The sequence below is a fragment of the Photorhabdus hindustanensis genome (assembly GCF_002968995.1).
GTDB lineage: Bacteria > Pseudomonadota > Gammaproteobacteria > Enterobacterales > Enterobacteriaceae > Photorhabdus > Photorhabdus akhurstii.
Genome location: NZ_PUWT01000094.1, coordinates 1 through 12,450 on the forward strand (window position 1 = coordinate 1; position 12,450 = coordinate 12,450).

At 43.7% G+C, this 12,450-nt stretch carries 18 protein-coding genes and 1 pseudogene; 18 read left to right on the top strand and 1 reads right to left on the bottom strand.

The features are described from left to right. From C6H66_RS26200 to C6H66_RS23460, 10 genes and pseudogenes are all read left to right on the top strand, one after another. A pseudogene (locus C6H66_RS26200) lies at nt 1–284 on the top strand (hypothetical protein); the annotation flags it as partial. A gap of 2 nt (nt 285–286) precedes the next feature. Next, a complete protein-coding gene (locus C6H66_RS23415; protein WP_105396890.1) occupies nt 287–631 on the top strand; it encodes a head-tail joining protein in 345 nt (114 codons plus the stop codon). Continuing rightward, nucleotides 628–1,173, top strand: a complete 546-nt coding sequence (locus C6H66_RS23420) for an ATP-binding protein (protein ID WP_105396874.1) — start codon at nt 628–630, stop codon at nt 1,171–1,173. Before C6H66_RS23415 ends, C6H66_RS23420 begins: the two co-directional genes overlap by 4 nt. 13 nt (nt 1,174–1,186) lie before the next feature. After that, nucleotides 1,187–1,369 (top strand): DUF2635 domain-containing protein, encoded by a 183-nt coding sequence (locus C6H66_RS23425; RefSeq protein ID WP_105396875.1) that lies wholly within the window; start codon nt 1,187–1,189, stop codon nt 1,367–1,369. Next, a complete protein-coding gene (locus C6H66_RS23430) occupies nt 1,369–2,868 on the top strand; it encodes a phage tail sheath subtilisin-like domain-containing protein (protein WP_105396876.1) in 1,500 nt (499 codons plus the stop codon). Before C6H66_RS23425 ends, C6H66_RS23430 begins: the two co-directional genes overlap by 1 nt. Before the next feature lie 9 nt (nt 2,869–2,877). Next, a complete protein-coding gene (locus C6H66_RS23435; RefSeq protein WP_105396877.1) occupies nt 2,878–3,246 on the top strand; it encodes a phage tail tube protein in 369 nt (122 codons plus the stop codon). Between the two features lie 15 nt (nt 3,247–3,261). Next, on the top strand, nt 3,262–3,555 hold the full coding sequence (locus C6H66_RS23440) for a phage tail assembly protein (protein WP_052739458.1): 294 nt from the start codon (nt 3,262–3,264) through the stop codon (nt 3,553–3,555). A 111-nt stretch (nt 3,556–3,666) separates the two neighbouring features. Continuing rightward, nucleotides 3,667–4,479: a hypothetical protein gene (locus tag C6H66_RS23450; protein ID WP_105396879.1), complete on the top strand. Its 813-nt coding sequence runs from the start codon at nt 3,667–3,669 to the stop codon at nt 4,477–4,479. After that, on the top strand, nt 4,463–5,575 hold the full coding sequence (locus C6H66_RS23455) for a hypothetical protein (RefSeq protein ID WP_105396880.1): 1,113 nt from the start codon (nt 4,463–4,465) through the stop codon (nt 5,573–5,575). Before C6H66_RS23450 ends, C6H66_RS23455 begins: the two co-directional genes overlap by 17 nt. A 111-nt stretch (nt 5,576–5,686) precedes the next feature. Beyond that, nucleotides 5,687–6,124: a hypothetical protein gene (locus C6H66_RS23460; RefSeq protein ID WP_105396881.1), complete on the top strand. Its 438-nt coding sequence runs from the start codon at nt 5,687–5,689 to the stop codon at nt 6,122–6,124. Nucleotides 6,125–6,129: 5 nt separating this feature from the next. Here the strand turns inward: C6H66_RS23460 and C6H66_RS23465 are convergent, their stop codons facing one another. Next, a complete protein-coding gene (locus tag C6H66_RS23465) occupies nt 6,130–6,459 on the bottom strand; it encodes a hypothetical protein (RefSeq protein ID WP_105396882.1) in 330 nt (109 codons plus the stop codon). Between the two features lie 204 nt (nt 6,460–6,663). Between C6H66_RS23465 and C6H66_RS27820 the strand changes: the two genes are divergently transcribed. The 8 genes from C6H66_RS27820 to C6H66_RS23505 form a co-directional block, all read left to right on the top strand. Beyond that, the gene (locus C6H66_RS27820) at nt 6,664–6,837 is read left to right on the top strand and encodes an Arc family DNA-binding protein (RefSeq protein WP_105396883.1); all 174 of its coding nucleotides are present in this window, start codon (nt 6,664–6,666) and stop codon (nt 6,835–6,837) included. A 65-nt stretch (nt 6,838–6,902) separates the two neighbouring features. Next, entirely contained in the window at nt 6,903–7,682 is a 780-nt protein-coding gene (locus C6H66_RS23475; protein ID WP_105396884.1) for a KilA-N domain-containing protein, read from the top strand. A 358-nt stretch (nt 7,683–8,040) separates the two neighbouring features. Further along, on the top strand, nt 8,041–8,625 hold the full coding sequence (locus tag C6H66_RS23480; protein ID WP_105396885.1) for an ORF6N domain-containing protein: 585 nt from the start codon (nt 8,041–8,043) through the stop codon (nt 8,623–8,625). A gap of 92 nt (nt 8,626–8,717) precedes the next feature. Further along, nucleotides 8,718–9,080, top strand: a complete 363-nt coding sequence (locus C6H66_RS23485; protein WP_105396886.1) for a hypothetical protein — start codon at nt 8,718–8,720, stop codon at nt 9,078–9,080. A 104-nt stretch (nt 9,081–9,184) separates the two neighbouring features. After that, nucleotides 9,185–9,409 (top strand): hypothetical protein, encoded by a 225-nt coding sequence (locus tag C6H66_RS23490; protein WP_105396891.1) that lies wholly within the window; start codon nt 9,185–9,187, stop codon nt 9,407–9,409. Between the two features lie 74 nt (nt 9,410–9,483). Then, nucleotides 9,484–10,884, top strand: a complete 1,401-nt coding sequence (locus C6H66_RS23495) for a DNA circularization protein (protein WP_105396887.1) — start codon at nt 9,484–9,486, stop codon at nt 10,882–10,884. After that, the gene (locus C6H66_RS23500) at nt 10,881–11,957 is read left to right on the top strand and encodes a phage baseplate assembly protein (protein ID WP_105396888.1); all 1,077 of its coding nucleotides are present in this window, start codon (nt 10,881–10,883) and stop codon (nt 11,955–11,957) included. Before C6H66_RS23495 ends, C6H66_RS23500 begins: the two co-directional genes overlap by 4 nt. Continuing rightward, the coding region (locus C6H66_RS23505; RefSeq protein ID WP_105396889.1) for a phage baseplate assembly protein domain-containing protein at nt 11,957–12,450 on the top strand (494 nt) is incomplete at its 3' end. The genes C6H66_RS23500 and C6H66_RS23505, both read left to right, overlap by 1 nt.

Genomic DNA, 12,450 nt, shown 5'->3' on the forward strand with positions numbered 1-12,450 from the left:
CTCAGATAGAAACGGTGGAATCTTCTTCCACTGTTCCTGATGCCGACGATGAAAATCTTTCTGATGACCAGGTAATTGTCGTTGTGCTGAAAGGCCAGACAGTTAAACACGATGGCAAGGAATATAAAGAGTTCGTGCAACTCATTCTCAGTCCAGAAGATGCAGAACGTTTGATTGAACTGGGGGTTGTTGCTGACGTTAACAAGCTGCGGCAACAGGCACTTGCTCAAAATGGCCCCTCAGTGACAGTTAATGACGGCGTTAAAATCAGTCATGAGGTTTGATGATGGGGATCAATTGGGACCAACATTTATTAGCACCGCTGCATGATGTGTTTGGGGACCCGGTTGAATACCGCCCCGCAAGCGGCGCTCGTTACACGATCAACGGCATCTTTGATCGGGCCTACACTCAAACAGTCGAATCATTAGATGACACTAGCACCATCAATACAACTTCTCCTGTGCTTGGGGTGCGCGACATTGAGTTTCAGGCACCGCCAAAAAAAGGGGATCGGGTATTTGTTGGCATAGTTGGTGGTGCTCCCGTCAATACTTTGTTTGCCGTGGCAGATACTCAGCCAGACAGCCACGGCGGAACAAAACTTATTCTTAACAGGGTGAAATCATGAACGCGGCAGGTATTCGGGCGTTAGTCATTGACTCGCTCAAACATAAGACCGATGCAGTCGCGCGGGTTTATTCTCCGCGCGACTGGTCAACAACAGAAGATATGTATCCCGTCATTCTTGTGCAGACACCGATTGACGTCAAAAACTCACTGGGACGTAACGCGCCACAATTCAATACGGTTACGACAGTACGTATTACCGGGCGTCTACAAGAGTTAGACAGCGAAGTGGAAGACGATGGCGCAGTTAAAGCCGAAGAATCTCTCGAACGGTTACGCGAACAGATAGAGCGGGCAGTCATTAATAGCTATGAACTGACACGGCAGATTCAGCAATTTTCCCAAGTTCGCTCAACGATTGGTATTGATGCCAGTGGCGAGGGCCATACAGCACAACTATTGATGGAATTAGACATCGAATATTACCAGGGGCCGGAAGATTTCTACGAAATCGAAGCAGCCGAACTTGACGAAATCGACGTCACAGTCGCCATGCCAGACGGCACCCCCGAACCTCATTTTCGAATTAATTTTCCAAATTAATCAGGAGTAACCCATGTTTGTAAAACCCGTTGTCGGGAGGCGTGTACGCGATCCCGTAAAGGGCATCTTTTTGCCCGAAGGTTGTACAGAAGTACAAGACAGCCTGTTTTGGCATCGTCGCGTAAAAGACGGTGACGTTGAAATATGTCAGCCCGAAAAAGCAGTTAAAAAGGCGGCAGTCAAGGAGAATGAATAATGGCCGTACCCTTTTCACGTGTGCCCAACAATATCCGGGCACCGCTTTTTTATGTCGAATTCGACAACTCAATGGCGAACAGCGCAATTGCGACACAGCGCACACTGATCATCGGTCAGATGTTGAGTACGTCTACAGCAAAACCGGATATCCCGGAACGTATCTCTTCTGCCGCCCAAGTCGCGGGCCTGTTCGGTAACGGCTCTATGCTTCATGGCATGACCGAAGCTTATTTCGCCAATGACCAAGCCGCCGAAATCTGGGTGTTACCCCTGAGTGATGCCGATGGCATGGTTGCAGCGAAAGGCAGTGTAAAAGTCTCCAGTCCAGCGACGGACACCGGGATTATCTCGCTGTATGTCGGCGGTCAACGTGTGCAGATCACTGTAGTTGCAACAGATAAAGCAGAGCAAGTCGCTACTGCATTGTCAGACGCGATTAACAAAAAAGTGACATTGCCGGTCACTGCGACAGTTGTGTTTGACTCTGCGGACACAGTGACTTTAACCGCTAAAAATAAGGGATTAGCAGGAAATAGCATCGATTTGCGTTTAAATTACAGAGGTCAGGCCGGGGGAGAATTTACTCCCGCAGGTATGGAACTGAAAATAACTCAAATGACAGGCGGTGCAGGAGCGCCAGATCTCAAAAACGCATTGGGTAATCTCAAAGACCGTTCATTTGATTTTATTGCGAATCCATACACTGACACAGCGTCATTAGATGATGTGAAAGCGTTTTTGTCTGATACAACCGGTAGATGGTCATGGGAACAGCAACTTTACGGTCATTCTTATGGCACCATAAACGGGGCATACGGGGAGTTGGCTAGCTTCGGTGAGCAAAGAAATTATCAGCATGAAACATTGTTGGGAGTCACTAATTCCCCATCCCCGAATTACATTTGGGCCGCTGCGTTGACTGGCGCAATCGCACCCAGTTTGCGCAATGATCCCGGTAGGCCATTACAAACATTACCTGTAAGTGGTGTGCTGGCACCCGCATCAGAGGACCAACTTGATTTGATTGAACGTAACAATCTGTTACATAGCGGAATTTCAACGTTTACTGTTGCAGATGACGGCACAATCCAAGTCGAAAACATCATCACGACATATCAGAAAAATAGCTTCGGTGATAACGATGACAGCTATCTGGAAGTTGAAACGTTGTACTTGCTGATGTACGTCACACGCTATATTCGGACGCAAATCACGAGCAAATTTGCTCGCATGAAGCTAGTGAAGGACGCCAGCCGCTATGCGCCCGGCTCGGCAATTGTGACCCCGAATGTCATCCGTGCTGAGTTGATCGCGCAGTATCGTACTTTGGAATACAACGGCTATGTACAGGATTCGAAGAGCTTTGCAAAAGGGCTGATTGTCGATATCAATGCACAGAACCCGAACCGGGTAGATGTTCTATGGACCGGTACATTGATCAATCAGTTGCGTGTTTTTGCGCTACTTAATCAGTTCCGCTTACAACCGGCAGCATAAGAGGTAAACATGGCAAATACATCAAAACGGCTCGCGGGTACCGCTTATGTGACCGTTGACGGCATCAGTATTATGGTCGCGGGGGATTTTACGTGGAGTCCCTCGATTGTCACCCGCGAAACCCTTACAGGGATGGACTACGTACACGGCTACAAAGAGAAGCCGCAAGCGGGTTTCATCTCATGCAAAGTCCGGGACAGTGGCGGAACAACTGTCGCTGATTTCAATAATCAGACTAACGTCACTATCGTGGCTGAGATTGCGAACGGCAAGACAATTATTGGCGAGGGCATGTGGACGGTTAACACACAGGAAGTCAATAGTGAAGATGCAACTTTTGAAGTGCGCTGGGAAGGCACTTCAGTAACAGAAAATTAATTTTGGAGAATCAACATGTTAGAAACCACTAAAACTATCGTATTAAACACCCCAATTGAAAGCAATGACGGTAAAGTCCGCTACGAGCAGATTGATTTGAAAGAGCCGGTATTGATTCAAGTTGAACAGTTTTATGAAGCGCAGAACAAATCAAATCATTCAATTGCTGCTATGCGTCTATTGCTCTCTTTAGTATCAGGCATCCCGGAATCAGTATTGAAGAAAATGGCTATCAGTGATTTTCATCAGTGTCAGGAGTTCCTTTTAGGTTTTTTGGACTCGAAGCGCTCGATAGCTGGCAGCAATTAGCCGCTGACGTCACATTCCACTATCGTTGGGGGCCACGTGATGCGTGGCTCTTAACTCGATCACGGCTTGAATGGTGGGTTGAACAAGCTAACCGAATAAAGGAGCGAACTAATGGCTAACGCTTTCGATTTTGAGCTAAACGCTGATGAAAATGTTACGAAAGTTATTGATGAAATCAATGCAAAGTTGAATAGTCTCAATCCCAATTTAGCGAAAACCAAAGAAGGTCTGAAATTTGGGGGATCTGAATCCACTGACGGGGTGGATGTACTTGGTACAAAGTTACGTGATATGTCACGTTATGCCAAAGATAACGTTCAGCATATCGGTGATATTGTGCCACCACTTAAAAATGTCGGTGAACTTGCGACAAAATACGCCGGGATAGGAGCGAAAATTGGCGGTATAGGAATGGCGGCTAGTGGTATATCAAAAGGCTTTCAGTTAATGAATGATATGGGAAAAGAAGCCTATGATTTTGATGTTGCAGCTAAAAATTCAGCAATGAATGTTCCTGATTTCACTCGAATAGCCGGGGCAATGAGATACCTTGGTATTAGCGCTGATGATGCTAAAAAATCAGTAGAAGGCTTTTATGGGATTTTAAACCATCCATTGCAAGGAAGACGGAAAGAAGCCAGAGCGGAATTAACAAAGATGGGGGTTCCTCTCTATGAAAATGATCACGGAACGATTGATGTGTACAAGACTTTTCCAGAAGTCGTCAAGGCTATGCAGAAATATCCGTCCGATGTTCAAAATACCATTGCTGAAAAAATTGGCTTGGATGAGAATGGGTTGGCTTTGGCGCGTAAAGGACCAGAAACATATCAAGAACTATTGAGTAAGGCCGATAGAGATGGGTTAACTAGGTCACAAGCCGATAATGATAAATTAAACCAATATAATGATAAAAAAAAATGAGTTAGACGCCCGCCTTGAAGGAATAATGAATCGAGCTAAAATTGCGTTTGCTAATTTCGCATTAGGAGATGGTTATGATTATATGAAGGAACAGGCAGAAAAGCGGGAAGCCTATTCCGATACTCTTTTTAGTGGTTACAAAAAAGGCGATTTGCGCGATAGGGCGTTAAACGATGTCAAGTTCATGAAAAGTCTTTCATTTGGAGAAAGATATTCTTTACAGTGGGGTGAGCCTGATAAAGATTTAGAGAAAAAGATTAATGATCGATTTGGTGCGGAATGGGAAAAAGAAAAGCGCAGGCATAATGCTGATAAAATAAAAGATGGTATTCCCCGGCCCCAAAAAATCCCAGAACCAGCGAAAATAGAACCTCCAAAATATCCCGATTCTTACGGAAAACCAGTAAAGGATTCGTTTGGCTTGAGAATTAAAAATCCGGGAAATGTGCGTGACGCTCCAAATGGTATTGGATATGTACAAGGAAAAAATGGAACATTTGTCAAGTTCGGTAATAATCATGATGGACTCTCTGCATTGGCTCGTCAGTTAATGCTGAACGGCGATAGAGGAAAGAATACTGTTAATAGCACAATCAGCACTTATGCACCGGCCGGGGGTGTAGATAGAAATGATACCCAAGCATATATTAACTTTGTCTCAAACGAGACAGGCTTTCTTCCCAATCAACAGTTAGATATGCACGACCCAAAAGTACTTGAAAATCTGATGGTGGCAATGATTAAACAAGAAAATCATGGTCAACAGCCATTCAGTAAGCAGGAGATCACGGATGCAATAACCGCTGCCATCTTTGACCCGCGCTGGCAGGGTTTGCGTGACAGATATTATCTAAATCAACAGCGTATGATTAATCAACCTGTGCTGCCTGAATCAGACAAAAGACCTCCCTCTATTTTTGCCAATCAAGCAAATAATAGCGAGCTTGCTCAGAACATAGCCGACGCCATTCAATCAGCGATTGGTGAAAACAAACTCCAGGTAGAAATCACAATTGTCAGCAACAAGACCGGAGAGCGGCAGCAATTTAATGCAAAAACCGGAGGCCGGGTAACAACATCAATGCAATATCCTTAATCACATGGCAAGAGCGTCTTAGAGCGATCTTAATGTTGTTTAGTAGTTTAACCTTGATTTCGTCAAGCACCTGAATAATGATTGGTCATTTGATTTGGATGAGAGGTGTTTGTGTCTATTTGGCAAATTATGGTAACGCTTGTTTTTTTATTTGCAATTGCATTTTGTTTATCTTTTCAAAGAAAGAAAACAGCGTTTCGAACAACAATGCGTGTATTAGCAATTGGTATCCCTATCAGCGTTCCTTTTGCTTTTGGTTTATTGCGTCCTGATTGTCACTTTAATATTAATGGATTTTATGAAAATAAAGGTACGCTCTGTTATAAATATACTGATTTTTTGACGCTGACTAAGAATGGAAACGGGGAGAGCATTCCTATTATGAAATTTTCCATTCTAGACCAAGACAAAGCTATTGTTTACCCTCGGGGAGAAGATGCTCACATAATTTTGGCCATAGATGGTGAATTCAAAATATATTCTTATGATATATATAAGACCGTGATCAATCTGGAAAAACGATATGGATCAGGAACTGGCTCACAGTAAGCCCCTTATGGGGCTTTTTTGTTGGTTAATGTGATTGGTTCAGGCGGTATTGCATTTTCTATTTTTCTTATAGCTGATTTTATGAACTCAACATTTTGTTGAATAATATCGAATTTCGCCATATCCGAGATTTTAGTTGATTCAGCTAAAAGACTGACTTGCATTTTTAATTTTTCAATTTCTTTATCTTTTTCTTCAACTGTTTTTTCCAGTCTTAATGCTTTAGCTATCCGTGTATAAGCATCATTTGATGCTGGTGGTGCAGATGCGAGAAGGTTTTCTATCTGTAATGACATTTCAATATGGTAGATGACCTCTTGCTGGAGGCTTCTCATTGATTTTTCAGCTTTTTTTTTCTAATGCCTTTCTTAATTCTGGCGGCATTCGTAAAGGGTATGGTGCTATGCGTGACATTATATTGACTCCTTTAGACTCACTACTTGGCAGTGTAGATAGCAAATATATGTTTGACAAGTGAGTCCTTATGATCCATCATTTGGCTATGTTAAGTTGATATTAAGGAGAAAAAAGGAATCATTATGAGTCACAACAAAAGAATACCCCCATATCCTTTAAGGATGCCGCAAGAGATCAGGGAATGGTACGAAGAAGAATCCGATAAGAGCGGTCGCTCTTTGAATGCTGAAATTGTGAAAATCTTGAAGGATCGAATGAATAGGGTGATAGGGCAAAGGAAGCATGCAGTGCAATAAAAGCAAAACCCCAGCCGCGCCAACGACTGAGGTCTCTAATGTTAGCAACTATCAAGGGAACCAACATGAACAATGTAACAAATAAAAACCTTCCTGTCATCGCTGGCGTCGAAATCACTACAGACTCAGAAGGTCGTTTCAACCTAAATGCGTTGCACAAAGCGAGTGGTGGTAAAGATGCCAAACGACCCAAGACCTGGCTCGACACAAAACAAGCTCTGGAGCTTGTTGAAGAGTTAAGGCAGAATTCCGCCTTAGGTCAAGAAGTGCTCAAGGTGCGAAAAGGCGGGGTGAATCCCGGCACTTTCGCCCACGAGCTTTTGGCCGTTGAGTATGCTGGGTGGATCTCTCCAAAGTTCCGCTTGCAGGTTAACCAAACTTTCATTGATTACCGTTCTGGAAAGTTGGTTGCTGCTGCTCCGGTTAAAAGTCAATCAGGATTACCTGAATACCGACTTGCTAAAGCAGAGCAGTTGAAGTCTGTTGCTCTTGAAAAAAACATAGCTTCGATTGAAAGACTAAATATGCTTTTGCCGAACCTGGATCACTTGGCTAAACAGACGCTGGCAGCATCGGTGATTAATCCCTTGATTGGTCAAGATGTGATTCCTCTCCCTGTATTGGAAGAGAAATATTACACGGCTGGTGAAGTAGGAAAGATGCTGGATCTGTCAGCTAACAAAATCGGGCGGATTGCTAATGATAACAATCTGAAAACCGAGCAATACGGGAAGTTCTTCCTGGATAAATCCGCCCACTCTAATAAACAAGTTGAGGCATTTCGTTATAACGAGAACGGCATCAAGGCACTTAAACATTTGATCCACGGTGTTGAAGTAGCTTAAGGATTTAAGGCCACGGACGGCTAAGTTGGGAGATTATTCCCAGTTTCGGGATAGTTAAATTGCTTGATATTGGAATTTAAAAGAAAATATCAAAGCAAAACAATAGATTGAAGTATTGTAACAAAAACGACTAATTTCATGGGAGTAACAAGATGATATTGTTGTTAACTAAAAAGAGTGAAACCCCAACTGCGGCAACAGTTAGGGCTTCTAGTTATCACTTACCAAACGAGGTAAATTGCATGGATAATTTAACAGATGCAAACCAGCTTGTCATTAATGGTATCACTCTGACACAAATTTCATATCAGTGTGAATTAGTAATAAATACTGAATTATTGGTTAGCGAGGTGTCGGCATGAGCAATTTATCTGTGCAGTCACTACCTCAAGTTGTACACAATAGCGTACCGGTAATCACAACTGAATTACTTGCTGAGTTGTATGGAACTGAAATCAACAACATTCAGCAAAACTTCAAACGAAACAGTGATCGCTTTACTCAGGGTAAACATTATTTCAAAGTTGAAGGTTCTGATTTAAAAGAATTAAAGAACAGACTGACAGGAAGTCAGTCAGTCGCAAAACGTGCCCGCAGCTTAATACTTTGGACCGAACGCGGAGCAGCTCGTCACGCCAAGATGTTAGAAACAGATCAAGCCTGGGATGTTTTCGAAAAACTGGAAGATTGTTATTTCAGTCAGAAAGAGAGAGCTCCTATAGTGGATATGAGCCAAATCAGCGGCAGAGTCCTATTCACATACGAAAATGGAACTTTGACCGATGCAAAAGTAGTACCGTCCGGCTGGATTGTTGAGAGCGTGGACACTTTTGTGAATATATTGGAAAGTCGTGGATTTTTCATCATTCATGAGAGCGAGCGCAGTCAGTTTGTGAAAGAAAACCTCATGAAAATTCTAGACGTGGCTATGTTGCCAGCTTAACCAATAAGCCAAGGATGGCACTGTAAATAAATTCAGTTGTGTTCTTTTATTAGTCAGTGGTTTAATGTATAGCTATGACTGAGGTAATCAATATGACGCAACAATACAAAAGTGAAGCAGAGTTGTTGGAAGCATTAAAGGCGATAACGCCGGATATGTTTGCTGATTTTTTGAATGAAAAGTTAAAATCATCGATAACTTGTGCTATTTGTCATCAAACAGACATTGCCATCCCTCAGACTACACCTATTATCGTGTCAGAAGAAGGTGAGGATGTAGAGCAGTCATTGCCCTCTTTTCTTGTGCCCATTAGGATCAATCACGTCGGGATGAGACCACAAGTAGACCCTGATAACTACCATTTCAGGATAGCATGTATAAACTGTGGGTATGAATTTTTCTTCTCAGCTCGTGTCATCACGGAGTGGGTGAATAAAAAGCAAGGGGAGAAATAGACATGCTTGTTAGTAGAAGGGAGTCAAATGTAGTTTATACTAACCGATGGAGCGCGTTATCGCGAAAAAATGCTGGGTATGATGGCGGCGGTGGAGGTGATGATATGTTAGAAGCTCGTGTGGCGAGGCTTGAGTCAGATGTTGAACACATCAAAAAATCTATAGACGAGGTGAAAGCTGACGTACGGGAAATGAAAAAAGATACACGCACAGATTTTAAGGAAATGAAAAGTGATGCGCGTACAGACTTCCGCCTGTTATTTGGTGCGATAATTGCTGTAGCTCTTGGATTAGCTGGCTTAATGGCTAAAGGATTTCATTGGATTTAATTTAACAACCCCATTATTTACTAAGCCGCTTAATTGCGGTTTTTTTACATCTGGAAATAACCATAGGTGGTGATATGCCATTGATTAAAGATGCTATTTCCGCCTTCTTGGGACAGGGCCAAGAATGGAAGTGGTCGGAACATTTACACCCGGCATCATTCCGGGGGGTACCATTTGCCGTAGTATCAGGTGAAAGCGTTTTCGGCAGACGGCAAGCGGTGCATGAATACCCTTATCGTGATACAGCCTGGATCGAGGATCTTGGCCGTAGTAGCCGAAAGATAACCCTTCGTGGCTTTATCATTCAAGACAGTAAAGTGTATTCCGCACCGGATGTGATCACGCAACGTAATAATCTGGTTGCAGCATGTGAAGAGGGTGTTAGCGGGACGCTGATTCACCCCACGCTTGGCGAATTAACTGTCAGCGTCACTGAGTCGGGCCTGCGTGTAAATGAAAGTGCCGACAATGGCCGGGTGTTTGAGTTCACTCTCACAGTGATTGAGTCCGGTCTCAAAGTTTTTGCTATTACAAACAGCACGGCGGCAGACAGTAAAGTGAATGCTAATTGGCTCAGAACGGCTACAACGACAGCCGCCAAATTCATTTCAATGGTAAAAGGCGAGATCCGCACTGTCACCCAGGCTGTTAAAACCATCAAACAGACCATTAATTTTTGGGAAAAGATGGTGCAGTCATCAATCGATGAAGTGACAAATCTCAGTGACATGTTGAATTCCACGTTCGGTAGTAAACGTTACGGGCGTTACAGTCGGGGCAAGATTGGCGGCTCTGTCTCCGGTGCAACGGGCGTTGTACTGCGAAATAATGACAGTGAAAACTATAAAAATGTAGTTAATGAAAAAATGGCTTCGGCTGTGATGGGACGAGAGGCAATATCAAAAGCCCTCTCACAGCTTAACAGCGCTAACTCTATTGAGGGGTTGGCGGGTGGCGTGCAATTAGTTATCAATGCAATCATTAATACAACGGGCAGCACGACTGAGAAAGTGCGGGTATTTGAAAATCTTGCCAGCTTTAAAAATACACAATATCAGCAAAGCAATGTAGACCGTGACGTAGCAGAAGCCACCACATTATTGATTGTTGTTCTGTCTGCCGGTGCGATGGCAAAAACAGCAAGTGAACTCATTCCCGCCAATCGTGACGAAGCCGCAACAATTCAGCGGCGTGTTTGTGAATCGCTTGACAACGCCATTATCAAAGCGGGTGATCTGGCGGCTGATGATGTTTTTCAGGCTCTTGTTCAGCTACGTTATGAATTTGTTGAAAGTTTCTCGCTGAAAGATGCGAAAGGGCGTTTGACGCAATTTAATTTACCCTCTGTGTTACCTGTACTAAATATTGCTAACAGGATTTATCAAGATGCGGAACGCAGTGATGAATTAGTCCAAGCTGTCTCCCCCATTCACCCGGCTTTCATGCCAGTAAAATTTAAGGCGCTGAAACAATGAAGAGTGATGAGCTTTCGTTAGTCATCGGCGGCCGCCGCATCTTTGGGTGGGACAGTGTGCGGGTGACGAGAGGTATTGAACGATTACCCTCCGATTTTGATTTGATGCTGATGGACTACTACCCCGGCAATGATGAGAAGCAGCTTGTAGAACCGGGTGAGAAGTGCGAAGTGTTTCTCGGTGATGATCGCGTGGTCACGGGCTATATAGATAGCTGGAACCCATCTATTTCCAAAAATAAGCATGAGATAAAAGTGTCGGGTAGGGGTAAATGTCAGGACTTAGTAGACTGTTCAGCGAAGTGGCCTAATAACGTTATTAGTCAAGCTACCCCGCTACAGATTGCTCAGAAACTGGCCCAGTGGTATGACATTCAAGTGACTTCTGATGTTGATGATATGCCAACTGTCCCTCAGTTCACATTGAACTGGGGTGAGTCTTCGCAAGAAGTGATTGATCGAGTTACTCGTTTTGCCGCTCTTCTTTATTACGATTTGCCTGATGGCAATTTAATTATGACGAGGGTAGGTACAGAGCTAGCGGCTAGTGGGATTGAGCAAGGGAAGAATGTCGAAACGTCAGATTACAATAGCTCAATGAATGAGCGGTTTTCTGAATACACCGGCTTGTCTTTTGCTATAAGTGGATTGAACGAGACGAGCAATGACAGCGGCTATGATGTCGTCACGTTAGCAACAGCTAGTGATCCCGAAGCTAAGAAAATGCGCTACCGGAACTATGTCACAATCATAGAAAGCACGCTTATATCAGCAAAGCGCTCGCAAGAATCTATCGACTGGGAAATGAACCGCAGGTATGGGCGCTCAAAAGTGTTAAAGGTCACAGTCGATTCGTGGAGAGATAGCAGCGGTAAGCTGTGGCAACCTAACACGTTGATCCCTATTCATATGCCTATTTTTGGACTTGAGAATGAGCAATGGCTGTTATCGGAAGTCACTTATACACGGAACGGCGATAACGGCACGCAAGCGCAATTAGTTTTAATGCCGCCAGCGGCTTTCGCAGTACAGCCGTATGAGTTTTATGCAATTTTGAGAGAGACTATCAGATGATGAATGATGCAATCAGAAAGTTATCTCGCCGGGTTGAGATGATGTTGGGGCTTGGCAAAATCAAGACCTCACGCGATAGCGGAAACATTCAAGTTGTTCAGTATCAGACGCCAATTGAAGTGCGTGACAATACAGCAAGGATGGCTGAATTTGGTTTCTCGTCTGCATTGCCGCCCGGTACTGACGTTGTGATTGGTTATCTTGGTGGGGATCGTTCAAGTGCTGTAGTGATTGCCAGCAACAATAAAAAATATCGACATAAGAATTTAAATCCCGGAGAAGTAGTGCTCTATAACCAGTGGGGATTACACATCTTATTAACCGAGTCAGGGATCACTATTGAAGCCAAGGGCCAGCCCATTACTGTGAATAATGCAACACAGGTAACAATCAACGCTAGCGAGTCTGTACTTTGTAACACGCCAATTTTAAAAGTGACAGGTGATATCGTTGATAACTGCAATAGTAACTCTTCAACAATGAAACAGTTGCG